Below are 25,748 nucleotides of genomic sequence, written 5' to 3'. Positions count from 1 at the left end.
CCGACACGCCGGGAACCTGCGGCGTGCCCGGTGGTCAGCTAGTATTTGACAGGCGTCACCCCGTGCGGTGACGCCTCGGGTTGCCGGCCTCGCATGGAGGCCGGCCGTCCGGTTGAGGAGCGCTGCAACAGGCCTCGCCTGCCAGGCTCAGCCGGATGCCGACTCTCACTAACGGCGCTACCAAGGAAATCGGAGTCAGCAACAATGAATGCTGTCGTAGATAAGCAGAACGACTACATCGTTCGCGATATTGGCCTTGCCGACTGGGGTCGCAAGGAAATCGAGATCGCCGAGACGGAAATGCCGGGCCTGATGTCCGTGCGTGAGGAGTACCGCGCCAAGCAGCCCCTGAAGGGCATGCGCATCGCCGGTTCCCTGCACATGACCATCCAGACCGCGGTGCTCATCGAGGCGCTGGTGGACCTGGGCGCCGAAGTGCGCTGGGCCTCCTGCAACATCTACTCCACCCAGGATCACGCCGCGGCCGCCATCGCCAAGAGCGGCGTGCCCGTGTTCGCCTACAAGGGCGAGACCCTGGACGAGTACTGGGAGTACATCCACCGCATCTTCGATTTCGACGGCGGTGCCAACACCATCCTCGATGACGGCGGCGACGCCACCACCCTGCTGACCGTGGGTTCCAAGGCAGAGAAGGACCCCTCCTTCCTGGACCACCCGGGTGCCGAGGAAGAGAAGGCGCTGTTCAACAGCATCAAGGCCCGCCTGCAGTCCAACCACGGCTGGTACACCAAGCAGCTGGAGCAGATCCGCGGTGTCTCCGAAGAGACCACCACCGGTGTGGCGTCCCTGCTGAAGATGGAAAAGGCCGGCGAGCTGCCGTTCCCGGCCATCAACGTCAACGACTCGGTGACCAAGTCCAAGTTCGACAACCTGTACGGTTGCCGCGAGTCCCTGGTGGACGGCCTCAAGCGCGCCACCGACGTCATGATCGCCGGCAAGATCGCCGTGGTCTGTGGCTTCGGCGACGTTGGCAAGGGCTCCGCCCAGAGCCTGAAGGCCATGGGCGCCACGGTGTGGATCACCGAGATCGACCCGATCTGTGCCCTGCAGGCGATGATGGAAGGCTACCAGGTGGTGACCATGGACGATGTTGCCGACAAGGCCGACATCTTCGTCACCGCCACCGGTAACTACCAGGTCATCACCCATGACCACATGGTGCGCATGAAGCACAACACCATCGTGTGCAACATCGGCCACTTCGACAACGAGATCGACGTGGCCAGCCTGCGCAAGTACGAGTGGGACAACATCAAGCCGCAGGTTGATCACATCACCCTGCCCAGCGGCAACAAGATCCTGCTGCTGGCCGAAGGCCGCCTGATCAACCTGGGTTGTGCCACGGGCCATCCGAGCTTTGTGATGTCCAACTCGTTCACCAACCAGGTGCTCGCACAGATCGAGATCGCCCAGAATCTCGAGAAGTACGAGAAGAAGGTCTACGTGCTGCCGAAGCACCTGGACGAGAAGGTCGCGGAACTGCACCTGAAGAAGCTGGGCGCCAAGCTCACGCGACTGACCCAGGAGCAGTCCGAGTACCTCGGTTTGGACGTGAACGGCCCGTTCAAGCCGGATACCTACCGGTACTGATCGGCGTGTTCACGCCTGGGGTGCGCAACGGGCGGCGGAGGCCGCCGCGTTGCCACCCCTGCCAGCGGGCCGGCAAACCGCCGGCCCGCGCGGCCAATCCCGAATCACGGGGGTGATTATGGAATCCCAGAAAAAACACTCACCGGTTTTCAGTTTCGAGTTCTTCCCGCCCAAGAACGACGAGGGGGAAGAGCGGCTGCGCAAGACCCGCGAGCGCCTGCAGGCGCTGGGCCCGCGCCTGTTCTCGGTGACCTTCGGCGCGGGGGGCTCCACGCGCGAGCGCACGTTCGAGACGGTGATCGACATCCAGAAGCGCTCCGGCATCGACGTGGCACCGCACCTGTCCTGCATCGACGCCACGCCGGACAGCATCCGTGAGCTGCTGAACCGCTATCGCGACAACGGTATCCGCAACATCGTCGCCCTGCGCGGCGACATGCCGTCCGGTACCGGTGGTGGCCCGGGCCACTTCAAGTACGCCAACGAGCTGGTGGAGTTCATCCGCCAGGAGCACGGCGACCACTTCCACATCGAAGTGGGCTGCTATCCGGAGATCCACCCGGAAGCCACGGATGCCTTCAGCGACCTGGAGAACTTCAAGCGCAAGGTGGAGGCCGGCGCGGACAGCGCCATGAGCCAGTACTTCTTTGCGCCGGAGGGCTATTACCGCTTCGTGGAAAGCTGCGAGAAGATGGGGGTGACCATCCCCATCGTGCCGGGCATCATGCCCATCGTGAACTTCCAGCAGCTGGCCCGGTTCTCCGACATGTGCGGTGCGGACATTCCGCGCTGGCTGCGCAAGCGCCTGGAAGCCTATGACGCCAAGGGCGACAAGGAGTCCATGCAGGCCTTCGGCATCGACGTGGTCACGCAGATGTGCGCGGACCTGCTGGATGCCGGCGCACCCGGCCTGCACTTCTACACGCTGAACCAGGCCAAGGCGTCGGAGGCCATCTGGAACAACCTGGGCCTGTCCCAGAAGATAGCCAAGGCCGCCGACTGACCGTCACTGACGGCAGCATGCCGATGCCATTGAGCCCTGTCGGCCGCAAGGCTGGCGGGGTTTTTTCGTAGGCGTGTCAGCGGCGGGGCGGCAGGCGGCGGGCGCCCCCGCCTCAGGCCAGGTCCCCCCAGAGCACCTGCAGGGCGGCCAGGGCCGTGACCCCGGCGGTTTCCGTGCGCAGAACCCGCGGGCCCAGGGCGACGGGCCGGAACGCGTGTTCCCGCGCGACGGCGGCCTCGTTGTCGTTGAGGCCGCCTTCCGGCCCCACCAGGAGCGTGCAGCCAGCTGTCCCGGGCGGCGGCATCGTGCTCAGGCGCTCGCCACCCTCCGGATCCAGAAACAGGCGCCCGATGTCGGGGAGGTGTGACCACTGCTGCGCCAGCGGCACGGGCGCCTCCAGAGCGGGCAGCACGTTGCGCCCGCACTGTTCGCAGGCGCTGACCACCACGCCCTGCCAGTGGGCATGTTTCTTCTGCAGCCGCGCCGGCTCGGTATTGACCACGCTACGGGCAGTGATCACCGGCACGATGCGGTGAACACCCAATTCCACGGCTTTCTGGATGGTCCAGTCCATGCGGTCGCCCTTGCTGATGCCCTGGACCAGGGTGGTGGCCAGCGGCGATTCCGCAGCTTCGTGCAGCGCCTCGCGGACGCGAATGGCTGCGCGGCGCTTTTCCACGGCAACCACCTGGGCATGGTGGCTGACACCAGCGCCGTCGAACACGATCAGGGGGTGGCCGACACGCAGGCGCAGGACCCGGAGGTGATTGGCGGCAGCCCCCTCCAGCGCAATCTCCGCGCCGGTTTCCAGGGGGCCGCTGACATGGATGCGTGGGACGCGCATGGGAGTTGACCAGGTTGGCGGTGCATCAGGATGCACGCTTGTACGGGTTTCTCGAGGGGCCGTATCGGGCGTGGGCCGGCGGACCTGAAGGTCCGCCCTACAGGTTCACCCTACGGCTGCACACCGTTCGCCCGGGGCGTAGGGCGGACCTTCAGGTCCGCCGTCATGCGATCTGCAGGCTACTAGCCGCGCATGGCCTTGAGGGTCCAGGCCTCGATGGTGTCGAGATCGGGGACCAGCGCCGGTTCGCCGTGGGCCAGCACGGCTTGGCTGACGCCCGTGGGCGCCGGCCCGTCATCCAGCGGCTCCACCCCTTCGCGGTCCACGTTCACCAGGCGCGGAATACCACCAGTGCGCAGCGCGATATAGGGCATGCCCTGGCGCCCCCCCACGGCCTTGAGCACCACCGTGCGCGCCCTGGCACCCGCCGTCGGCGGCGTGCCGCCATCCAGTGCCTCGAAGGCGACACAGGGCACCTGCTGGCCGCGCCAGGCAACACGCCCCAGCAGCCAGCCGGGACCGTTGGCATCGCGTTCCGGCGGGGCGTGGCCGATGACCTCGGCCACCACGGTACTGGGGACCAGTAGATTGTGGTCCGCCACGGGAAGCATGAGGCTGCGGATGGGTTCTGGATTATCGGCCATGACTTCACTCATTTGATCGGTATGCCCCGGCGCTGCACTAGGCCTGCTCCCTGGGGGCACGGAGATACTGCACCAGCGCGCGTGCCAGTTCTTCGGGGTTGCCGCGGCGACTGACCACACCGGTGGCGGCGGCACAGTCCGGCATGCTGCTGATGGAACAACTGCCGCTGTCCTGCGCCCAGACCTCGCCCCCCGCTTCGGCGATGGCCTCGGCACCGGCAGTACCGTCATCACCCATGCCACTGAAGACAACAGCGCCGACACGGGGACCGAAACGGTGACTGAGCCGGCGCATGACCTCGTCAATGCACGGATTGTAACTGCGATCGGCGGCAGTCTCCGCGGCCAGCACCACCCGGTCGTCGGCGTCGAGTTCCAGGACCCGATCCACGGGCATGACGTAGACGCAACCCGGCCGCAACTCCGCGCCGGACATCAACGGCAGCACCCGGAACGGCGTGGAGCGGTTGAGCTGCGCCGCCAGCAGGTCGACGAAGCCATCGCCGATATGCTGGACCAGAACGAATACCGCCTCTGGCACCTCCGGAACGGCCTCGAGGAAACGCTTCACCGCTTCCGGGCCACCGAACGACGCTCCCAACACCCAGATATCCGGACTCGCCGCCGGCTGTACGGGGGCCGGAGTATCCGGCTCGGCCGCCGGACCCGCAAGCCCGGCAAGCTTGCCCGCCAGGCGGCGCATCCACACGTTCTCCCGCTCCGCCGGCGAGTCCTCGTTGAACAGCAGCGGTGGCAGCCCCTGCAGGGCCATCAGGTCCGCCAGCTGCTCCAGCTCTTCATCCGCGGCATGATGGAGGTCCACCAGGATGACCTGGACTTCCCCCGCATCAGGGTTCGCCACGAACGTCGCCAGGTCAGCCTCCAGAGCAATGCTCAGGCCGTGATCAAGGAGTCCGCAACGCAGGGCGTCACGCCCCGGGCCCGGCGCCCCGAGCAGGCCGACGTTGACCGCCGGCACATCGCTGCGCTCCCGTGATGCGTCAGTCGCTCCCATGCGTCCCGCCCAGAACCTCTTCCAGGTTGCCCAGCAGATCCGCTTCCTGGTACGGCTTGCCCAGGTAGCGATCCACGCCGATCTCCATGGCGCGCTGGCGGTGCTTCTCGCCGGTACGCGAGGTGATCATGATGATGGGGATGTTCTGCAGCCGGGTGTCGTTGCGCATGTGCGTGGCCAGCTCGTAGCCATCCATGCGCGGCATCTCGATATCCAGCAACATGGCATCCGGCACGCGGTCCTGCAGCTTGGCGACGGCGTCAACACCATCGCTGGCGGTGAGCACCTGCATGTTGTTGCGCTCCAGCAGCCGCGTGGCAACCTTGCGCATGGTGATGGAGTCGTCCACCACCATCACCGTGGGCGCCTCTTCCGTGTCGTCGGCTTCCTCGCCGTCGACGGGGGACACAGGTTCCGCGGCGTCGTCCTGGACATGGGCGGCGGCACCCTGGCGCATCAGCGCACTCATCTCCAGGATCAGGACCACCCGGCCATCCGCGAGAATGGTGGCACCGTAGATGCCGGGCACGTTGCTGATCTGCGGGCCGACGGATTTGACCACGATCTCCCGGGAGCCGATCAACCCCTCAACCTGCAGCGCCAGGCGATGATCACCGCTCTGCAGCAGCACGAGGGGGATCCGCCCGCCCTGCCCGGTGAGATTGGGCTCACCCTCGCCGAGCATGAGTGACAACGCGGTGACCTGGTAGTCCTGCCCGGCGTAGTGGTAACGGGCACCGTCGCCCTGCGCCAGGTAGGTCTCCATCTGGTCCCGGGTCACGCGAACCACGCCGTCGATACTGGTCAGCGGGATGGCATAGGCCTGCTCGCCGGAGGTGCACAGCAGCGCCTGGTTCATGGCCAGGGTGAAGGGCAGGCGCACGGTGAACTGGGTGCCACGGCCCGCCTCGGAGTCGATCTCCAGGGAGCCACCGAGCTGCTTGATCTCGGCGTTGACCACGTCCATGCCGACACCTCGGCCCGCCACCTGGGTGACCTCCTGCGCCGTGCTGAATCCCTGGGCGAGCACGAACTGCATGGTCTCGCGGTCGGTGAGCTCACGCTCATCCCGCAACAGTCCACGTTCCCTGGCCTTTTCGCGAATGGCGTCCAGGTCCATGCCGGCACCGTCGTCGCTGACCCGCAGGACCACCTCGGCGCCTTCACGATCCAGCGCCAGCTGGATCTGCCCGGCCTCGGGCTTGCCGGCGGCGCTGCGGGCTTCCGGTGACTCGATGCCGTGGGCAACGGCGTTGCGCAGCATGTGCTCCAGCGGCGCCACCACGCGATCCAGCACGGTACGATCCATCTCGCCCTGGGCCCCGTGGACCTTGATACGCGCCTCGCGACCGAGCTCCCCCGCCGTCTGCCGCACGATCCGGCGCAGCCGCGGCACCAGGCTGGCAAAGGGCACCATGCGCGTGCGCATGAGGCCGTCCTGCAGCTCGGTGTTCACCCGGGACTGCTGCAGCAACAGGGTCTCCGATTCGCGGGCCAGGTTGTCCAACATGGATTCGATGCTGGAGAGGTCGTTAACCGACTCGCCCAGGCTGCGCGAGAGCTCCTGCATCCGGGAAAAGCGGTCCAGCTCGAGGGGGTCGAAGTCTTCGTCGTCCTCGGCGACCTCGGCGGGGCTGGTCGGCTCCGCCACGTCACCTTCACGGTCATAGCGGTAGAGAATCTGCGCCTCGGTTTCGATCTCCAGGGTACGCAGCTGATCCCGCAGGCGCTGCACGGTCTGGTTCATCTCCGTGAGGTTGAACCGGAAGGCTCCGACCTGCTGATCCAGGCGGGCCCGGTAGATGCTGACCTCCCCGGCATAGTTGACAAGGTTGTCCAGCAGATCGGCGCGCACGCGGATCTGGTCGCTGCCGGTCCGCGGGGTTTCGCTGCGGGCGGCGGGTTCCTGGGTGTCGGCAGCTGCAGCGGTCGACGTCGGTGCAACCGCTTCAGCGGCGTCTGTTGTCTCGTCCGCGGCGGGTGGCTGCTGCGCAGGCACCGCCTCCGGGCTCTCCCACTGCGCCAGCTCCTGCACCAGATCATCGGCGGCCGGCAGGGATTCACCCTCCTCGGCGCGCTGACGCATGAGGTGCAGGCGGTCGTGGCTGCGTTCCAGAAGGTCCAGCAGTTGCCCGTCCGGCCGCATCGCGCGCTCGCGGACCCGCACCAGCAGGGTCTCCAGGGTATGGCTGAGGTTGGCCACCGGGGTGTACCCGGCCATGCGGGCACCGCCCTTGAGGGTGTGCAGGGCGCGCTCGAGTTCCTGCACCCGGGAGTTGTCATCGGGGTCGTCGGTCCAGGCCTGGAGAGCGCCTTCGATGACCTGCAGAATCTCGGCGGCCTCTTCCACGAAGACGTCCATGAGTTCGCGATCGCCCTCGGCGTCGAGGGGTTCGGCTTCCTGCGCCGACGAGGCACTGTGGCCGGCGGAGGCGCCCCTGGCGGCCTCGATCTGCCCGATGACGGCGGCGGCATCGCCACTCCGGCCGTGCTCCCGTGTCGCCGCCACCATTTCAATGAGGCGGTCGTAACCGGAGCGCAGGGCCGTGAAGAATTCGTCGTCGGCGGCGATGCGCCCCTGCTCGACGTCGTTCACCAGGTTCTCGAGTCCGTGACAGAGGCTGCCGATCTGTTCGAACCGGGCCAGCCGCGCACCGCCTTTGAGGGTGTGCAGCGAGCGCTGCAGTTCCGCGAGCGCCCCTTCGTTTTCCGGGTCGTCCTCCCAGCGCTCCAGGGTGTCGTCGAGAAAGGCCAGAATGTCGTCGGCCTCTTCCAGGAACAGGTTGACCAGATCCTGGTCCATGTCGTCATCGGCGGCCGTATCCTCGCCCGCCGCCGGTGGTTCCGACGCCGGGGCTGCCGGATCGGCCTCATCCGGCGCAGTATCGGTGGACGGCTCCTCCGGCTCCGCGAGGGTATCACCCTCGATTCCGGTCTCCCCGGAGGCAGCACGCCCGGACTCGGCGTCCCCGGTGTCCGCGTCATCAACTTCCGAAGCTTCAACGGTCACCGACAGGGCTACGAGCTCCTCGCGCAACGGGGAAGCATCCGGCAGAGTCCGATCCTGTCCCAGGGCCTCCACCATGGCGTCCAGCACGTCCGCGCCGCGCTCCAGGACGTCGAGATCCTGTTCGCTCATGGGTTGATCGGCCTCCCGGCGCTGGGCGGCAAGAAGCTCCAGCTCCCGGGCCAGGGTGGCCACCGGATCCACATCGGCCATGCGCGCACTGCCACTGAGCGTATGCAGGCTACGCTGGACCTCCTCGGTGACCTGGGCGTCGTCCTTTCGACGGCTGGCCGCAAGGAAGTCACGCACGACACCGAGGTGGTCTTCCGTCTCGTTGCGGAAGATGTCGTACAGGGTGGCATCCATGGCCGGCCGTCCAGCGGTGGCGGCCGCAGAGTCGTCATCGCCGGGAGCTGCCCCGACGTCATCCGCGTCATCGGGGACGACACCATCCATGGACTCCGCCGTGGTAGCAGCTTCCGGTTTATCGCCGGTGGCGGTCTCCTGCTCCGGTTCGGGGGTCCGGCTTGCTTCCCCGTCCCGGTCCAGCTCCCCCGCGGGCCCGGCCTCCCCGGCTTCGCTGCCGTCCGCCGGCGGCGACTCCTGCTCGGCTCCGGGATCCAGGGGCTCCAACTCGATATCCCACGGCTCTTCGGCAGCGGCATCAACGCCGGTGAGTTCATCGGCCGGCTCCTCGGCCACGGGAGCGGATGCCTGAGCTTCATCGGATTCAGCAGGGCCGGTTTCAGCCGAGGCCTCGGGCTGCTCGGATTCGCCGGTGCCGGTGTCCGCCTCCGCGTCGGTGCCGGCGGTGCCGTCATCCGCTCCCGCCTCCGGCGCCGCCGGGGACGACGCCTCTGCGCCAGCGTCTGCCGCTGGAGCCCCTCCCGGGGGTGGCTCCGGCGCCGGCGTTCCATCGGCCAGACGCACGGCCTCGCGCATGAGTGCGCGAACATCCGCCTGGGGCGGCTCACCGCCCTGAAGTTCACTGACAAGTCCCGGAATGGCCGTGAGAGTGTTGTCCAGCAGGGCAAAGATGTCCGGCCCAGGGGTGACATGGCCGTCTATGATGCGGTTGAGCAGGCGCTCCACCGACCAGGCGAGCTCACCCAGCAGCAACGCGCCTGCCAGACGACCGCTGCCCTTCAGGGTGTGGAACATGCGCCGTATGGTAATCAGATCATCATGACGCTCCGGATCGGCGCGCCACCGCGGCATGGCCTCGTGGATGGTCTCGAGGCATTCGTCAGCCTCTTCCAGGAAGATCTCCAGTATCTCGTCGTCGAGCTCTTCGGCGGCCACCGCCACGTCCATGTTCACGCCGCCGCTGGAACCCGTGCGCGCAGGTGGTGCAGGCTCCGCGGGGCGGTCGGTCTCCGGCACCTGGGTGGCCTCGGCGGCCTCGTCCGGGGCAGCCGTTTCGGCCTCCTCGTCGGCGTCTGTGAAGGGTTCCGTTACCGGTTCAGCGGCATCGTCGCCAGAAGCGGTCGCAGCATCGTCAAGGGGGGCTTCCGCCTCATCGGCGGGGCCGGCGACGAGGTCCTCGGTGGACTCCAGGGCGAGGGCGTCGCTGTCACCGGTCAAGTCAACGCTGTCGGTATCGGCTTCACCGTGCGTGTCCTCACCGGCATCCGTTTCGGCACCGGCACCCGGCGTGTAGCCCAGCACGCGCACGCTGTTCTCGGCAACATCAAGAATGCTGGCCCGACCGGAGCGGTTCTCCAGCACGGCCTCCAGGTAGTACTCGAGGCCGGTGATGGTATCGGCGAGTGCGTCCATGCGCTGCTCGGAGGGCAGTTCGTCCGCCCCCATGATCTCCTCGCGGATGCATTGGCCGGCGGCATCCAGCAGCATCCCGGCGTGCTGCAGATCCAGCATCTCCAGTGCGCCCTGCAGGCGTCGCAGCAGTGAGTCCATGCCGGCGAGGGGATCCTCACCGCGGCCTTCCATGAGGCCCACCAGCGCATCCTTGATGCCGCCGACATCGGACACTGCTTCGCGAATGGCGGTTTGATAGACGGCGCGATACTCGAGATCGAACAGATCGCTGTCCTGCAGGGCCACGGACTCGTCGCCCACCTCCATGCTGCCCTGCTGGGTGGTGAGGCTGTCCTCGCCCTCAGTGAGCCCGTGCAGCGCCGATTCCACGTACAGCAGGGCACGGGCAAACTCCATGAGTTCCTGTTCGTCGGCGCTATCACCGTTGGCCATGCGCTCAACCACGGGCACTTGCTCGCGCACCACCCGCCGCGGGATTCCCAGACCGAGCATGCCCAGGGTATCGGCGACGCGACGCAGGGTATCGGCGACGCCACTGAGGCGCTCGGGCTCGCCCTGATCACTGCGCACGTAGAGGTCCAGGGCATCCTTGATGGTGGTGAGATCTTCGCGCAGGGCGTCGGACACGCTCTGGAGGATGTCGGAACCCGGGCGGTAGCCGCCAGTGTCCTGGTTGTTCGCCACGTCCTGGGTGTCGGGGAGCAGGCTGTCCAGGGCAAACCGTTCCTGGATCGCCCGCACGCGCTCGCTGCTGTCGCCGGAACGGGCGACGTAATAGAGCATGTTCTTGAGCAGATCCTCGGGTGGCGCCTCTGCGAGTTGGTCTTCGCCATGGTCGATGATGCGCTTGAGCTGTCGGTCCACCTGGCCCAGCACGCTCTTCACCGCCGTGGTGGTCTCCAGCTCACCGCTGCGCAGCCCGTCGACGATACCCGCAGCAATCCAGAAGAGATCCCCGGTACGGTCCTCGCCCGCGGCGGCATCAAGTTCGTCCAGTATGGCCTGCATGCGCTGCAGACTGGCGGACACGGACTGCCCGCGGAGAAAGGCCAGCAGCGCCCGCTGAAACCGGTGCCGGTGCTGGCGCGCCAGACCGGCGATGGAAGCGCCTTCGTCGCGGGCACGCCGGGGCTGCTCGGCACTGGTGGCAAGATCCGGCGCGAACAGCATGCTCTCGGTCAGCAGCGGAGCACCGCGGGCGGCCCGCAGGTCGTTGAGCAGCGGCAGCACCAGCACGCCGCTGTCGCGGTCGCCCTTCTGAATGCGCTCGAGGTAGTCGGACAGGGAGAGAATCCCCCGCATGAGGGTCTCTTCACCTTCACCCGGCTGCGCCAGGTCTCCGTTGATGAGCCCCTCAAGGACCTGCTCCATCTCCTCCACCAGCATGGACAGGCCGTACAGCTCCAGCATCTGCAAAGTGCCGTAGACCTGGTGCAGGTAGGTCATGCAGAACCGCAGTTGGGTGCGGTCGCTGGAATCTTCGGAATACTCCTCCAGTGCCTGGGCGGCCTGCTGCAGGGTTTCGTCCAGCTCGTTGCGGACCCAACCGAGCGTACTGGCGTTGTTATGGCGCTCACTGGTCATGGGCTCTACCCGCCTACTCGTTCACCGGCCGGCGGAATGCCAGCACATCGCCGGAGTTCCGCACGCGCTCAAGCCCGACCGGGCGGCGGCGGACGAATTCTCCGGCCCCAAGAATCAGAACCCCCCCTGGCCGCAGGTGGCGGCCCAGGCCATCGACGATGGCGCGACGGCGTTCGTGATCAAAATAGATCAGCAGGTTCTGACAGTAGATGACATCCATCTGCAGGCTGCTGGTGTGCGCGGCGTCCAGCACGTTCATCTGCGCGAAGCCGACCCGACGGCGCAGCGGCGCGACGATGCGGAAACGCTCCCGTTCGGGGAGAATCTCGCAGTACCGGTGCCGCTTGTCTTCGGCAATATCCGCCATGCGTCGCAACGGGTACGTTCCCTGTCGGCCAACGCCGAGGGCGTGCATGCTGATGTCGGTGCCGGTGACGCCATAGTGGGGCGTGGCGGGATGGTCGCCGACGGCGTCCGCCACGGTCATGGCCAGGGTGTAGACCTCCTCGCCGGTGGAACAGCCCACGCTCCAGATGTTGAGCTCCTGCCGGTTCTCGGCCAGCAACTCCGGCAACACCTGATCCGCCATGAAGGCAAGCGCCCGCGGGTCCCGGAAGAAACGGGTCTCGTGGACGGTGAGCCGATCCACCAGCGCCGCCCATTCCAGGTTCCCGGCGACGCCGGAGACCAGATACTGGTAGTAGGCGTCGAAATCCCGGAAGCCCACCTCCCGCATGCGCAGGCCAACGCTGGTCACCAGGAAGGACTTGCGCTCCCCCGGCATCGCCATGCCGGTCCGGCGTTCCAGCAGTTCGGCCCAGCGGGCGAACTGCCGATCGTCCATCTCCGGCAGCGCGTTGAGCCCCTCCCAGGCGCCGACAATTTGATCGTTGGCCGCGGCCATGGGCAGCCTCCGCTAGCCCTGCTGCGATTCGGGCAGTTTGAAACCTGCCACCGATTCGCGGAGCTCGTTGGCGAGGTCCGCCAGGTTACCGATGGAGGTCGCCGTCTCGTTGGTACCGGCGGACGTCTGCGAGGTGATCTCCTGGATGACGTTCATGGTATCGGAGATGTTCGCCGCCGCCTCGGCCTGCTGACGCGCCGCCTCGGAAATGCTCTGGATGAGGCCCGCGAGCTGCTGGGACGTCGACTCGATCTCGCGCAGGGCTTCACCGGCCTCCTCGGCCTGGTGGGCCCCGCTGACCACGCCCGCCGTGGATTGCTCCATGGAGATCACGGCCTCGTTGGTATCGGTCTGGATGGTCTTGACCAGAGCCTCGATCTGTTTGGTGGCATTACCGGAGCGCTCGGCGAGACGCTGCACTTCGTCGGCCACCACCGCGAAACCGCGACCGGCCTCACCCGCCATGGCCGCCTGGATGGAGGCGTTCAGGGCCAGGATGTTGGTCTGGTCGGCGATGTCGTTGATGAGCTCGACAATGTTGCCGATCTCCTGGGAGGACTCACCCAGGCGCTTGATGCGCTTGGAGGTCTCCTGGATCTGTTCGCGGATGGAGTCCATGCCGTCGATGGTCCGGCGCACGGTTTCGCCGCCCCGTGTGGCGAGTTCCACCGAGCGCTGGGCCACGTCGGCGGAATCATCCGCGTTCTTGGACACCTGGTCGATGGACACGGCCATTTCGTTGATGGCCGCCGAGGCACCCGTGATCTGGTGCGCCTGATGGTCCGAGGCCTCCGCCAGGTGCATGGCGGTGGCCTGGGTCTGCTGCGCCGCCGAGGACACCTGCACAGAGGTATCGTTGATGGTGGTCACCAGGTTGCGCAGCGCATCGATGGCGTCGTTGAAAGCGTCACCGATGGCCCCGGTGAAGGCCTCGCCCACCGAGGCCTGGACGGTGAGGTCACCCTCGGACAGCCCCTGGATCTCGTCCAGAAGGTCAAGGATGGCCTGCTGGTTCTGCTTGGACTGTTCATCCGCCTTGCGCTTCTCTTCCTCGGAGGCCTCCAGCTCCTGGCGGGCCTGGATACGGGTGAGGAAGCCACGGCCGATCAGCAGCACCAGGGCCATGCCCCCGAAGGCAAAGCCGTACCAGCCCTGAATCGGGCGATCGGCGGGAAGACCACGGTAGACACCCAGCAGGTGGTCGGCAGTGGCATCCATGCGATCGGAGTTGACGAAGATCCGCTCAGCCGCATCACGCACCTCGAAGAGGTCGGGGGAACCGGCGAGAATCTCGTCCACCTGGCTCTCCATGGTGGTGAACATCGCGTCGATCTGCTGCACGGCCTCCAGGGCGTCACCGGTGAGCGCCGGCACCGGGAGGTCGCCCTCTCCCATCAGGGAGTCCAGCACTGCGCGAAGATCGTCCTTGCTGCGGTCCAGGCGGTCGGCTGCGGTAACGTTACCGATACCACCACGAAGCATCTCGCCGGTGTTGCGGCCGATACGCTCGGAATGAAGCTGCACCTCGCCCAGGTAGTAGCTCTGGGACGCCGGCACATCGGCCTGGTTGAGATCCGCCGCCAGCGCCTCGGCCATGCGCTGCATACGCGGGACATTCACGCGGAACTCTTCGGCCAGCTGATTGACGGTCAACACCATCTCGCGGCGATCCAGGATCGCGAAGGTGTCTTCCTCCATGAGCTCCCAGGGGCGCTGAACCATGGTCAACGCCTGGGCGGCATCTTCACCGACCTGATCGGTGGCGGGCAGGCCCGTCTCGGGGTTGCCCTCGCTCAGCACCGTGATGTGTTGCTCCATCTCATCACGGGCATCCCGGAGCATGAAAAAGGCGTCGGTATTCCCGTTTGCCGCTTCAGAGGCGCTCTTGGCGAGGGTCTGGGACAGCACGCGGACCGCCTCGGCGCGCTCGATGTATTCAGAATCGAAGCGGGCATGATAGGCCGTGTACGCAAAACTCACGACCATGAGAATGATGGCGATGATGATCAGCCCGCTGAGCGCGGTAACGGCCTTGCCGATCCCCGCTGCGGGTGCGAGGTTCTGTGCACCTTTCATGGCTCCTGTCCCTCCAAAGAAATCCGTGTGCCCGAATCGACGGCCTGTGTTATTGACTGTGAGCGCCGCTCTAGTGCCCTAGCTGGCTACCCTGAGAAACTGCGGATCATCGATCAGCGACCGCATACTAAAGACCAGCCACTGCTCGCCATCGTGTTCCACCCGGCCGCTGACGAACGGGGCATAGCGGTCGTCAACCTCTGCCGGCGGTTCGCCGAGACTCTCCCGCGGGAAGTGACGCATGCCGAACACCTCGTCGACCAGGAGCCCGGTGTAGGCGTTCTCGATGGGGACCACCAGAACACGGCTCAGGCGCGTGAGACTGGAGGCGTGGTCGCCGAGAAAACCGTTCAGGTCCATGATCGGAAGTAGCGTTCCGCGCACGTTGGCCATGCCGCGCACCCAGCCCTTGGTGCGCGGAATCGGGGCAAGCTCCGGGTACTTGAGAAGCTCCGCGACATCGGTCATTGCGGCGACGAAGCGCTGCCCGCCGAGGCGGAAGCCCACTCCGACCCAGGTTTCGCCGGGGTCTTCCTGTGCCGGCAGATCGGCGGCGAAATCGCGCCCGAGCCGTTCCAGCTCAACCAGCAGATCGAAAGCCGAGGCCACCATCGTCCGTGTCAGCCCTTCAGGGCACTCTGGATCTTTTCCAGCAGTTCCTGCTCGGTCACCGGCTTGCTGATGTAATCCCGCGCCCCCTGACGCATCCCCCAGATGCGATCCGTGTCCTGATCCTTGGTACTGATGATCACGATGGGAATGTTCGCCGTATCCGGATCCTTGGTCAGCTTTCGTGTCGCCTGAAAGCCATTGACGCCGGGCATGACGATATCCATGAGGATCACGTCCGGCGAAGCATCCTTGGCCAGGCGGATGCCGTCCTCGCCATTCTCGGCGACCGACACCTGGTAATCGTGCTTCTCGAGCATCTCGCGCAGCACGTAGGTCTCCGTGGGCGAGTCATCAACAATCAGAACCCGGGTCATTCAGAAATCTCCCATTTCACTTGTTTTCCGGATCGCCGAACACACCTGCCTGCCGGGCCCCGCGCTTCCCCGGAGCCGCCCCACGCCGCAGAGCGGAGCGATTCAAGCCGCCTGATTGAGGTGCCGCTTGATGGCACCCAGGAGTTCGTCACGCGTGAACGGCTTGGTCAGATACTGTTGCGAGCCGACAATGCGTCCGCGCGCACGATCGAACAGCCCGTCCTTGCTGGAGAGCATGATCACGGGCGTGTGCTTGAACATCTGGTTATGCTTGATCAGTGCGCAGGTCTGGTAACCGTCCAGCCTCGGCATCATGATGTCGACGAATATGATGCTGGGTTTCAGGTCGGCAATCTTGGCCAGGGCCTCGAAGCCATCATTGGCGGTGATGACCTCACAGCCTTCTTTTTTCAGCAGAGTCTCCGCCGTGCGGCGAATGGTCTTGCTGTCGTCAATGACCATGACTTTGAGGCCCGAGAGTCCTTCCTGTGTGGTTTCGCTATCCACCGGCTCCCCCGACTATTCTCTCGTTGTACCCAGCCGCCGAGCGCGGCCCCGAGCGGCGTCCGTTCCGTAGCCGTGGTGCCCTATGTAACATAAGTCCCCGGCGTGTGCCAGAATGCCCGCAACACGACGAAGGGCGGACAATTGCACGGCATGTAACGTAACTCCGACGGAGGCAACGTATCAGACTGCCAACAGCAAAACTGTGAACACTGTCTCTTGGGCAACCCTGAACAATCGACCCTGGCTGCCACGAGGACGGGACTGCGTGCCCTTTTGTCTCTTCTCGACACCATACCACTGCAACGGAGCTCTCTCCCATGCCCGTTCATCTCGGGGTCGTCATGGACCCCATCGAGCACATCAAGCCCTGGAAAGACACCACTCTGGCGATGCTGCTGGCAGCCAGCGCCCGTGGCTGGAACCTGCACTACTTCGAACTCGGTGACCTGTACATGCGCGACGGCGAGGCCCATGGCTACAGCCGGGATCTCACCGTGCGCGAGGACAACCAGGACTGGTACCAGCTCGACGGCGGCCGGCCGGTAGCACTGGGGGACCTGGACATCATTCTCATGCGCAAGGATCCGCCGGTGGATGCCGCGTTCATCTATGCCACGCACCTGCTCGAGCGGGCAGAGGATGCCGGCGCCATGGTGGTGAACCGTCCCTCCGCACTGCGGGACGCCAACGAGAAGCTGTTCACCGCCCATTTCGCGGAATGCTGCGCGCCCACTCTGGTGGACAGCGCCGCGCCGCGACTGCGGGCGTTCATTGCCGAGCAGGGCAAGGCGGTGCTGAAACCGCTGGATGGCATGGGCGGACGCTCGATCTTCGTGGTGGCCGACGGCGACCCGAACACCTCGGTCATCATCGACACCCTCACCGAGGGCGGAAGCCAGTACATCATGGCTCAGCGCTACCTGCCGGAAATCCGTGATGGCGACAAGCGCATCTTGATGATCGACGGTGAACCGGTGGACGCAGCGCTTGCCCGCATTCCGGCCTTCGGCGAGACCCGCGGTAACCTGGCCGCCGGCGGCCGCGGCGAGAGCGTTGCACTGAGCGAACGGGACCGCTGGATCTGCGCCCGGGTCGGACCATCGCTGGTGGAGCGTGGTCTGCGCTTCGTCGGTCTGGATGTGATCGGCGACTATCTCACCGAGATCAACGTCACCAGCCCCACCTGCGTGCGTGAGCTGGATGCCGCGAACGGCTGGGACATCGGCGGGCGATTACTGGACCGCCTCGCTGCGCAACAATGAGTGCCGGCCATGCAATCTGCACCCGGCTTGCGCTGCCGGCGGCGCTGAGCGTGGCCACTCTGCTGGCCGGGGGGTGCGGGGGTGAAGCCGACGTGCATCATCAGCGTACACAGGCGTTCGGCACTCAGGTCGAGGTGAGCCTCTACGGCATGCCACCGGAGCAGGCGAACAGCGTTCTGCGCACGGTCGAAGACCACCTGCTGGAACGACACCGGCACTGGCACCCCGGCGGCGGGGGCGCTCTGGACCGGCTCAATCGTCAGCTGGCCGAGGACGGGCAGGCCCGTGTACCGGAGGAACTGACCCCGCTCCTCGGGCGCAGTCTGGCCCTTGCCGAGCGCACCGGCTACCGCTTCGACCCGGGCATAGGCGCGCTGTACCAGGCCTGGGGGCTGGACACTGCTGCTCCCGAAGACGCAGCACCGCCGCCGGAGCGGATGCTGGAACGCTGGCGCGAGCCCCCCCACAGCGCCGCCCGGCTGGACCACAACGGGGAAGGTGTACGCACCCCGACCGAGACCATGCACCTGGACTTCCGCGCCGTTACCACCGGCGCCACACTGAGGGAGGCCAGGCAGCTTCTCGACGAGGCTTCAAACCAGCCGGATGCGGCCATGATCAATGCCGGCAACGGCGTGGCGGTTGTGGGGACCCCCGGCGAGCGGGCGTGGCGTACGGCCGTGCGCGATCCCGATGGTCGCGGTGTCATCGGCACCGTGAGGATCCGGCACGGGGAGGCCGCCGTGGCCGCGAACAGCCAGCAAGGCCGCTTCCGTCACGAGGGCACCTGGTACCACGAGGTACTGAAGCCGGCCAGCGGCATGCCTGCCAGGAGCCTGGCGGGTATTCTCGTGCTGGCGGAGGATCCATTGCTGGCCGATGCCGCCGCCACCGCACTGATGGTCGCCGGCCGGGACGGCTGGCAGGATCTGGCAGCGGCGCTGGAGCTGAAGAAGGTGCTGGCGATGGAGCCGAACCGGGTCATTCACGGCACACCGGCGCTGATGGAGCGCCTGGAACTGGACGACAATGCCGATGTCCGCACTGACACCGTGGACCTTCCGTGACGAGAACGCAGGGTGATGCTCCGGGAATGCGGACCCGATCCCGGAACCGCCGACGCCGATCCCGCATACTCGTGTCCCGTGACGGACGTTAAACTCGGGCCACAGGACACGATGATCGATTGGAGCAGCGTCGGCGGCAGGACAGTGACGTTGGAACCGAAGATATGAGCAAGCCGCTGATCAAACCCGGGGACCGTCTGGGCATGACGCTGTTCATGGCCGCGGCTCTGCATGGCGCCGTCATTCTGGGCGTGGGGTTCACCATCCCCATGGGGGAGCGGGACACGCCGCCGCTGATCGAGATCACCCTGGCCCAGTCTCCCAGCGAGGAGGCGCCGGAGGACTACGACTTCCTGGCTCCCGACGATCAGGAAGGCGGCGGTACCGCCGAAGAGGCCATGCGCCCGACGGAGCAGAGCTCCCTGCTGCCCGACCCCCGGGACATGACCGACGCCGTCTCTGCAGCCCCGGAACAGCAACCCGACGCCCCCGCCGACGAGGCACGCCGGGTCACCACCGAGGACGCGCCGGAGCAGGTCCCGGAGCCGGAGCACAACGAGCCGCAGCCGGATCACTCCCCCAACCGCGATCTGGTGGATGCCGACGAACAGGTGGCCCGGGACATCGCGGACACCAGCCGCAGCATCGACTGGAATGCGCGCTACCCGTCCAAGCAGCGCATCAATGCCCGCACCCGTGCCCACGAGGCGGCGGCGTACATGCAGGGCTGGATCGAGCGCATCGAGCAGGTGGGCAACCTCAACTACCCCGACGAAGCCCGCCGGCGCAATCTCTCCGGCTCGCTGATCGTGGAGGTGACCCTGAATCCGGACGGCTCCGTGGTGGACATCAGGATCCTGGACAGCTCCCCGTACCCGGTATTGGACGAGTCCGCCAAGCGGGTGGTGGAGATGGCAGCGCCCTTCCCGGCCGTCCCCGAGGACGTACTGGACGGCAAGGATCAGCTGGTCATCACCCGAACCTGGCAGTTCGTCAGGGATGGTCATCTGGAAGCACGGTAACCCGGCCGATGCGCCGGCCTTGAGCCACCGCCCCACGCTGACGGATACTGCCACCATGGACGAGCAAGCGACGTTGACCAATCACTTCCTCATTGCCATGCCGACGCTGGAAGACCCCAACTTCCATCAGGCCGTGGCCTACATGTGCGAACACAATGACGAGGGCGGCCTCGGCATCATCATCAACCACCCCACCGAGGTCACCCTCGGTGAACTGCTGGAGCATCTGGAACTGGAACCGGCCACGGCGGCCATTGCCGGACAGACGGTCTACATGGGAGGGCCGGTTCAGCGCGAGCGCGGGTTCGTGCTGCACAATCCCGACGGTGACTGGGACTCCAGCCTGCAGGTCTCCGAGGAGATCTGCGTCACCACCTCCCGCGACATCCTCGCGGCCATCGCCGAAGGGAAGGGACCGTCCCGCTATCTCGTGGCGCTGGGCTATGCCGGCTGGGAGGCCGGCCAGCTGGAAGAAGAGTTGGCACAGAACGCCTGGCTCAACGGGCCCGCCAGTGCCGAGATCGTCTTTGACCGGGACAGCAGCGAGCGCTGGCAGGCCGCCGCCGCGCTGCTGGGCGTGGACATGACCCTGCTGTCCTCCGACGCCGGCCACGCGTGAGCGCAACCACTCTGCTCGGTTTCGACTACGGCCGACGCCGGATCGGCGTGGCCGTGGGCGAGACCATCACCGGTGGTGCCCGCCCGTTGGAGACCCTGGACTGCCCCAGCGAGGGCCTCCCCGACTGGGCCGGCATCGAGCGCCTGCTGCGCGAATGGCAGCCGGACGCCGTGGTGGTCGGGCGCCCGGAGCACGCCGACGGTAGCGCCAACGCCGTGACCCGCGGTGCTGAGCGTTTCGCCCGCCAGCTCCGGGGCCGCTACGACCTCACCGTGCACCTGGTGGACGAGCGCCTGAGTTCCCGCGAGGCGGAGACCCGATTGGCGGAACGCGGCCATCGGCCGCCGCCTCGCGGCGGGGACAGGGCCCTTGATATGATGGCCGCCTGCGTCATCCTGGAAACCTGGCTGGCGGACAACCACTCATCCCCCTGAACAAGCGGTGCCCATGACTGAACTCGCCCCGGTGTCAACACTGATCAGCCGCATGGCGGACGACCTCCGCGCGCTTCTCGCCGCGCGGGAGATCCACGACCCGGCCATGATCGGCATCCACTCCGGCGGCGCCTGGGTGGCCCGGGAGCTGCATTCACGACTGGGCCTGCAGACACCGCTGGGCACTCTGGACATCGCCTTCTACCGGGATGACGTGGGCACCCGCGGCGTGCATCCACAGGTCCGCCCGTCCAACCTGCCCTTCGCCGTGGATGACCGTGACATCCTGCTGGTGGATGATGTCCTCTATAGCGGCCGTACCGTACGCGCGGCCATGAACGAGATCTTCGATTTCGGCCGCCCGCGGCAGGTGCTGCTGGCGGTGCTGGTGGACCGCGGCGAGCGGGAACTCCCCGTCGCCGCCGACGTGGTCGGTACGCGCATCACCCTGGCCGATGGTCAGCGGGTGAAACTGCGCGGGCCGGACCCCATGGAGCTGACCATTCAGGACATGGCATGAACGGGCGCGATTTTCAGATCGACGATCAGGGACGACTGCGGCACTTCCTGACTACCGAGGGGCTGCCGCGGGAGATGCTGGAGCGCATCCTGGACACCGCGGGCTCCTTCACCGGGGTGATCGAGAAATCCATCAAGACCGTGCCTCTGCTTCGTGGTCGCACCGTCATCAACCTCTTCTTCGAAGCCAGCACCCGCACCCGCACCACCTTCGAGCTGGCCGCCAAGCGCCTCTCCGCCGACGTCCTCAACATCGACGTGGCCACCTCTGCCACCAGCAAGGGCGAGAGTCTGCTGGACATGCTGCGCAACCTGGAAGCCATGCAGTGCGACATGTTCGTGGTGCGGCATGCGGAAAGCGGTGCCGCCCAGTTCATTGCCGAGCACCTGGGGGACGAGGTCGCCGTCATCAATGCCGGTGACGGCCGCCATGCCCACCCCACCCAGGCCATGCTGGACATGTACACCATCCGCCGGCACAAGGGCGCATTCGAGCCACTGCGGGTGGCCATCGTTGGCGATATCCTCCATTCCCGGGTGGCGCGCTCGCAGATCCACGCCCTGAACGCCCTGGGCGTCGGCGAAGTGCGCGTGGTCGGCCCGCGCACCCTGCTGCCCCGGGACGTGGAGCGGCTGGGTGTACAGGTCTACCACGACATTGATGCCGGCCTGCGGGACGTGGACGTCATCATCACCCTGCGGCTGCAACGCGAGCGCATGCAGGGGGCGCTGCTGCCCAGCGAGCAGGAGTACTACCAGCTCTACGGCATCAACCGTGAGCGCCTGGCGGTGGCCAAGCCGGACGCCATCATCATGCACCCGGGGCCCATCAACCGCGGCGTGGAAATCGAGTCGGCAGTGGCCGACGGCGACCAGTCGGTGATCCTCAACCAGGTCACCAACGGCATCGCAGTGCGCATGGCAGTGATGTCCATGTGCCTGGAGGGCCGGGGCACCGGGGCGACCACGGAGGAGGCGGAATGAGCCCGCGCATGCATCTCCGTGGCGGCCGGGCCGTGTGCCCGGCCCAGGGTCTCGATCAGGTAACGGACGTCTACATTGCCGACGGCGTCATCGCCGGGCTGGGTCACGCGCCGGACGGCTTCCGCGCGGAGACCACGGTGGACGCCAACGGCATGCTGGTGCTGCCGGGACTGGTGGACATCGGCGCGCATCTGCGCGAGCCCGGCGCCCGCCACAAGGCGGACATCATCTCCGAGCTTCACGCCGCCGCGACTGGCGGCATCACCTCGGTATGCCCGTCGCCGGCGACCAGGCCGGTGGTGGACAGCACCGCAGTCCTGGAACTGGTGCTGGGCCAGGCGCACAAGGCCGCCAGCAGCCGGCTGATCCCGCTGGGAGCGCTCACCGCCGGTCTCGAGGGTGAGCATCTCAGCCAAATGGCCAGTCTGCGGCGTGCCGGCTGCGTCGCCATGAGCGATGGTGGCGCGCCGCTGACGAACACGCTGGTGCTGCGCCGGGCACTGGAGTACGCCGCCACCCATGGCATCACCGTGATCCTCACGCCCCAGGATCAGGATCTGACCCGCGGCAGCGCCATGCACGAGGGCTGGATGGCCACGCGCCTGGGACTGGCGGGGATTCCGGTGGCTGCCGAAACCGTGGCCCTGTCCCGGGCGCTGGCACTGGTGGAAGAAACCGGCGCGCGGGTGCACTTTGCACGACTGTCCTCGGCACGGGGCGCGGCGCTGATCGCCCGGGCCCGTCGCGACGGCCTGCCCGTAAGCGCCGATGTGGCCATCCACCAACTGTTTCTCACGGAAATGGACGTCAGCGGCTTTGCCAGCGACTGCAACGTGCTGCCGCCGCTACGCAGCGACAGCGATCGCGACGCTCTGCGCCGGGCAGTAGCCGACGGCACCCTGCAGGCCGTGTGCTCCGACCACCAACCCCACGACAGCGATGCCAAGGCGGCGCCCTTCGTGGCCTCGGAGCCCGGCATCTCCGGCCTGGACACCCTGCTCGCTCTGACCCTGCGACTGGAGGACGAGGGGGTGCTGTCGCTATCGGAGGCGGTGGCGCGGGTCACCTCGGGTCCAGCGGGCCTGCTGAACCTCCCCGGCGGAACGCTGCGCCCGGGGGCGCCCGCGGACATCTGCCTGGTGGACCCGCGGGAACCCTGGTGGGTCGCCCCGGAGACCCTGCATAGCCGGGGCCGCAACACGCCGTTCACCGGGTGGGAACTGACGGGCCGCGTGCGCCAGACGCTGGTGGACGGTATCACCGTGCACACCGTCGGGCCAGGAGCTGCGTGAGCCGCATACTCGGCAACACCGGACTGCCCGGCGATCATCGCCTGCTGCGCATTCAGGCCACGGGCGACGCCGCCATTGGCCCTGGACACTGGTTCCGACTGGCGCTGCCCGACCTGGAGCTGACTCTGCCGGTACTGGATCACTCCCCTGCCGAGGGCTGGGTAGCGTTCTGCGCGCCGCCGCAGGCCGGCAGCCACGGGCGCGGCACAGCCTGCACCCTCGTCGGTCCCCGGGGAGCGCCCCTGCATCCCGCGGCCGGAGGCCGACGCCTGGTGCTGCTCACCGACGAGACCGGGTTGCCCGCGGTGACGTTCGCGGCCACGCAGCTGGCTATCCACCTGGTCCTCGCCGCGGTGGACAGCGACGCTACGGCCTTCCGGCTGCGCCCCTCGCGCTTCCTGGTCACCGGCATGGGTCCGGGCGTCATCGCGGGCGTCGGCGTCCTGGAGGAAGCCGGCGTTGCCAGTCGCATCGCCCACCCGGAGCCCCTGCCGGGCTGCCGCGAAGGCGGCCTGACGGCGCTGGTGGACGACTGGCTTGCCGGCCAGTCGGCCCGCGAACGCTGGGACACGGCGGTGGCCGTTGTGGGCGAGGCGCACACCGTCGAGATCATCCAGCAACAGCTGCGCGGGCGGGTCGGCGAGATCCACCCCCATCCCCGCCCCGGGTTGTAGTGCCCCGTTCCTGCGCATCGAGCCCGCGCGGTCTGCGTACAACGCCCCCGTAGGGCTCGGACCCGTAGGGCGGACCTTCAGGTCCGCCCTCAAAAGACATGCAACCCCAGGGCTCCACCGAAAACCCTGTCGATACCAGGGCGGACCCTCAGTTGGCCTTCGATGAGCCGCGTCGGCTCGCATGCCTGTCGACGGCGGACGTCGGGTAGGCCGGCCGGTTACCCGGCCGGCCCCCACAGATCCACTCGTGCGGGTTTCCCGCAAGTGGCTCCTCGTGTGAGTGGCTTCGCTACGTGGCGCAGATCCTGGCCCGGGCGAGCGGGTAACACTCCAGGAACCGGGAGAACTCCGACCACGGGATCGCCGCCTTCTGCGAGCGCCGCGACAGCCATCGGTGCCAGGAGCGCATCGCCTGGGAGCGGACCTGGTCGATCGCTGCAAAGTTACCACGCACGCCGAAGTAGGCGTAGTGGCCCCGGAGTCTGCGGTTCAGGGCTTGCCACTGCTCAACCACGGGGTGATGCCGCATCACACAGCACCAACGATCGATTGCATGCATGGCCCGGCGCAGCCGATCCCGCGCCGTCTTGCGCTTGACCACCAGCGCCCTCGCCTCGACCGCCCCCAGTAGTGGGTGAAGCCGAGAAAATCGAAGGTCTCCGGGTGCGGTCCTCCGCCCGATCCGGGCCGGTCGAACCGCACAACCCGGGTCTTCTCCGGGTGGAGTTCCAGCCCGTAGCGCGCAAAACGCTTGGGCAGCACCTCCATCACCCGCCGGGCATCGCTCTCGCAGGCGAACACCAGCAGCGCATCGTCGGCAAAACGCACCAGGTGCGCCTCACCGCGCAACCGGGGCCGGACACTGTCCTCGAACCACGTATCCAGCACCTCGTGGAGGAAAATGTTGGCGAGCATCGGCGAGATCACCCCGCCCTGCGGGTGCCCCGCCAGGCTGGCGCCACTGCCCTTCCTCCAGCACGCCGGCGTTCAACCATTTGCCGATCAACCGAACCAGCACGCCGTCACGTACCCGCCGACGCAGCACCTCCCGCAACAGACCATGGTCGACCCGGTCAAAGAACTTGCGCACGTCAAGATCAATCACCCAGCCACCGCCCATCGCCATCAACGGCCGCCAGACCGCCTGCAGCGCCTGGTGCGCCGAGCGTCCCGGCGGAAGCCGTACGAGCCCTCGTGGAACTCCGGCTCGTAGACCGCCTCCAGCACCATCGCCACCGCCCGCTGGAGCACCTTGTCCTCAAACGTCGGAATGCCGAGCGCTCGGCGCTCGCTCCCGTCACCCTTGGGGATCGAGGTGCCCCGCACCGGCGGCGCCCGGTACGCCCCGGACTTCGCCCGCTCCAGCAGCGAGCTCAGGTTCGCCTCAAGCTCCTCGCCGTAGGCGGCACCCGTGCGACCATCAACGCCCGGCGCCCCGTCCTTGCGCGTGCGTCGATACGCCTCACGCAACCACGCCTCGTCAATGTGATGGGCCAACGTCAAAAGCGGCCTGTCCGGAAGACGCCGCGCCAGATCCGCTATCTGTTGGCATCGCGTTGAGATGAGATCAGAGTCCAATGCCTCCGCCATCGGTCCCTCCAACAGCTCCACTCACACGGTCTCCCCTTCCCCTTCACCGGGTCCGCTGGGGCGCGTTCCCCGGCTGCTCCGGTACTATGGGAGACTCCGACTGCCTGCCGCCCGTCTGGCACCGCTCTGGCTGTCCTCGCAGCACCATACCGCCGCAGCGCCCTCAGCCTTCGCTCCAGCAGCAGGAGGACGCTCCCACCACTGGCCCGGACTGCGGATCAGCGGTCGCCCGCACCGTCTACTTCTTAGGCGGAGACGACAGGCCCTCCCAGGTTCCTGGGGGACCCCAATGTGCCCATGCCCCGCTCTCGGACCCCGGCGGGCA

At 67.0% G+C, this 25,748-nt stretch carries 24 protein-coding genes and 1 riboswitch; of the genes, 11 read left to right on the top strand and 13 right to left on the bottom strand.

Annotated features, from left to right (window positions below; all coding sequences use genetic code 11):
* Positions 1-108: 108 nt before the first annotated feature.
* Positions 109-187, top strand: a riboswitch (S-adenosyl-L-homocysteine riboswitch).
* Positions 188-204: 17 nt separating this feature from the next.
* Entirely contained in the window at positions 205-1,611 is a 1,407-nt protein-coding gene (gene ahcY / locus KU884_RS02615) for an adenosylhomocysteinase (protein ID WP_167781161.1), read from the top strand.
* A 118-nt stretch (positions 1,612-1,729) separates the two neighbouring features.
* Positions 1,730-2,614 (top strand): methylenetetrahydrofolate reductase [NAD(P)H], encoded by an 885-nt coding sequence (gene metF / locus KU884_RS02610; protein WP_167781160.1) that lies wholly within the window; start codon positions 1,730-1,732, stop codon positions 2,612-2,614.
* A 112-nt stretch (positions 2,615-2,726) separates the two neighbouring features.
* Here the strand turns inward: metF and KU884_RS02605 are convergent, their stop codons facing one another.
* From KU884_RS02605 to KU884_RS02565, 9 genes are all read right to left on the bottom strand, one after another.
* Positions 2,727-3,458, bottom strand: coding sequence for a 16S rRNA (uracil(1498)-N(3))-methyltransferase (locus tag KU884_RS02605; RefSeq protein WP_167781159.1), 732 nt, complete (start codon positions 3,456-3,458; stop codon positions 2,727-2,729).
* Between the two features lie 182 nt (positions 3,459-3,640).
* Positions 3,641-4,102, bottom strand: coding sequence for a chemotaxis protein CheW (locus KU884_RS02600; protein WP_167781158.1), 462 nt, complete (start codon positions 4,100-4,102; stop codon positions 3,641-3,643).
* Between the two features lie 37 nt (positions 4,103-4,139).
* A complete protein-coding gene (locus KU884_RS02595) occupies positions 4,140-5,117 on the bottom strand; it encodes a chemotaxis protein CheB (RefSeq protein ID WP_167781157.1) in 978 nt (325 codons plus the stop codon).
* A complete protein-coding gene (locus KU884_RS02590; RefSeq protein WP_167781156.1) occupies positions 5,104-11,487 on the bottom strand; it encodes an Hpt domain-containing protein in 6,384 nt (2,127 codons plus the stop codon). The genes KU884_RS02595 and KU884_RS02590 overlap by 14 nt, the downstream gene beginning before the upstream one ends.
* Positions 11,488-11,500: 13 nt before the next feature.
* Complete coding sequence (locus KU884_RS02585; protein WP_167781155.1) at positions 11,501-12,391, bottom strand: protein-glutamate O-methyltransferase CheR; 891 nt, start codon at positions 12,389-12,391, stop codon at positions 11,501-11,503.
* A gap of 12 nt (positions 12,392-12,403) precedes the next feature.
* The gene (locus KU884_RS02580; RefSeq protein ID WP_167781154.1) at positions 12,404-14,467 is read right to left on the bottom strand and encodes a methyl-accepting chemotaxis protein; all 2,064 of its coding nucleotides are present in this window, start codon (positions 14,465-14,467) and stop codon (positions 12,404-12,406) included.
* 78 nt (positions 14,468-14,545) lie between these two features.
* Entirely contained in the window at positions 14,546-15,079 is a 534-nt protein-coding gene (locus KU884_RS02575) for a chemotaxis protein CheW (protein ID WP_167781153.1), read from the bottom strand.
* A gap of 8 nt (positions 15,080-15,087) precedes the next feature.
* Positions 15,088-15,453 carry a PleD family two-component system response regulator gene (locus KU884_RS02570; RefSeq protein ID WP_167781152.1) on the bottom strand — a complete coding sequence of 122 codons (366 nt, stop codon included), beginning with the start codon at positions 15,451-15,453 and terminating at the stop codon, positions 15,088-15,090.
* 102 nt (positions 15,454-15,555) lie between these two features.
* Positions 15,556-15,915 (bottom strand): PleD family two-component system response regulator, encoded by a 360-nt coding sequence (locus KU884_RS02565; RefSeq protein WP_167784085.1) that lies wholly within the window; start codon positions 15,913-15,915, stop codon positions 15,556-15,558.
* Between the two features lie 362 nt (positions 15,916-16,277).
* Between KU884_RS02565 and gshB the strand changes: the two genes are divergently transcribed.
* The 9 genes from gshB to KU884_RS02520 all read left to right on the top strand — a co-directional run bounded on the left by gshB (position 16,278) and on the right by KU884_RS02520 (position 23,833).
* Positions 16,278-17,222, top strand: coding sequence for a glutathione synthase (gshB, locus tag KU884_RS02560; RefSeq protein ID WP_167781151.1), 945 nt, complete (start codon positions 16,278-16,280; stop codon positions 17,220-17,222).
* Positions 17,219-18,289: an FAD:protein FMN transferase gene (locus KU884_RS02555; RefSeq protein WP_167781150.1), complete on the top strand. Its 1,071-nt coding sequence runs from the start codon at positions 17,219-17,221 to the stop codon at positions 18,287-18,289. Before gshB ends, KU884_RS02555 begins: the two co-directional genes overlap by 4 nt.
* A gap of 164 nt (positions 18,290-18,453) precedes the next feature.
* Complete coding sequence (locus KU884_RS02550; protein WP_167781149.1) at positions 18,454-19,311, top strand: energy transducer TonB; 858 nt, start codon at positions 18,454-18,456, stop codon at positions 19,309-19,311.
* 55 nt (positions 19,312-19,366) lie between these two features.
* Complete coding sequence (locus KU884_RS02545) at positions 19,367-19,930, top strand: YqgE/AlgH family protein (protein ID WP_167784084.1); 564 nt, start codon at positions 19,367-19,369, stop codon at positions 19,928-19,930.
* A complete protein-coding gene (gene ruvX, locus KU884_RS02540; RefSeq protein WP_167781148.1) occupies positions 19,927-20,364 on the top strand; it encodes a Holliday junction resolvase RuvX in 438 nt (145 codons plus the stop codon). Before KU884_RS02545 ends, ruvX begins: the two co-directional genes overlap by 4 nt.
* A 13-nt stretch (positions 20,365-20,377) precedes the next feature.
* On the top strand, positions 20,378-20,884 hold the full coding sequence (gene pyrR, locus KU884_RS02535) for a bifunctional pyr operon transcriptional regulator/uracil phosphoribosyltransferase PyrR (protein ID WP_167781147.1): 507 nt from the start codon (positions 20,378-20,380) through the stop codon (positions 20,882-20,884).
* Positions 20,881-21,867 (top strand): aspartate carbamoyltransferase catalytic subunit, encoded by a 987-nt coding sequence (locus tag KU884_RS02530; RefSeq protein ID WP_167781146.1) that lies wholly within the window; start codon positions 20,881-20,883, stop codon positions 21,865-21,867. Before pyrR ends, KU884_RS02530 begins: the two co-directional genes overlap by 4 nt.
* Positions 21,864-23,159, top strand: coding sequence for a dihydroorotase (locus tag KU884_RS02525; protein ID WP_167781145.1), 1,296 nt, complete (start codon positions 21,864-21,866; stop codon positions 23,157-23,159). Before KU884_RS02530 ends, KU884_RS02525 begins: the two co-directional genes overlap by 4 nt.
* On the top strand, positions 23,156-23,833 hold the full coding sequence (locus KU884_RS02520) for a hypothetical protein (RefSeq protein WP_167781144.1): 678 nt from the start codon (positions 23,156-23,158) through the stop codon (positions 23,831-23,833). The genes KU884_RS02525 and KU884_RS02520 overlap by 4 nt, the downstream gene beginning before the upstream one ends.
* A gap of 289 nt (positions 23,834-24,122) precedes the next feature.
* On the opposite strand, the gene KU884_RS18855 is transcribed toward KU884_RS02520, so the two are convergent.
* From KU884_RS18855 to KU884_RS02505, 4 genes are read right to left on the bottom strand one after another with little or no spacing between them, the layout of a single operon-like run.
* A complete protein-coding gene (locus KU884_RS18855; RefSeq protein ID WP_217351354.1) occupies positions 24,123-24,362 on the bottom strand; it encodes a hypothetical protein in 240 nt (79 codons plus the stop codon).
* Complete coding sequence (locus KU884_RS18850) at positions 24,362-24,748, bottom strand: reverse transcriptase domain-containing protein (RefSeq protein ID WP_254432152.1); 387 nt, start codon at positions 24,746-24,748, stop codon at positions 24,362-24,364. The genes KU884_RS18855 and KU884_RS18850 overlap by 1 nt, the downstream gene beginning before the upstream one ends.
* On the bottom strand, positions 24,672-24,959 hold the full coding sequence (locus KU884_RS02510) for a hypothetical protein (RefSeq protein ID WP_217351362.1): 288 nt from the start codon (positions 24,957-24,959) through the stop codon (positions 24,672-24,674). The genes KU884_RS18850 and KU884_RS02510 overlap by 77 nt, the downstream gene beginning before the upstream one ends.
* Positions 24,959-25,330, bottom strand: a complete 372-nt coding sequence (locus KU884_RS02505) for a hypothetical protein (protein WP_217351363.1) — start codon at positions 25,328-25,330, stop codon at positions 24,959-24,961. The genes KU884_RS02510 and KU884_RS02505 overlap by 1 nt, the downstream gene beginning before the upstream one ends.
* Between the last annotated feature and the right edge of the window lie 418 nt (positions 25,331-25,748).

It is taken from the genome of Aquisalimonas sp. 2447, from assembly GCF_012044895.1.
GTDB lineage: Bacteria > Pseudomonadota > Gammaproteobacteria > Nitrococcales > Aquisalimonadaceae > Aquisalimonas.
The sequence above is the reverse complement of the archived record's forward strand: the minus strand, read 5'-3'. Positions and strand labels throughout refer to the sequence as shown.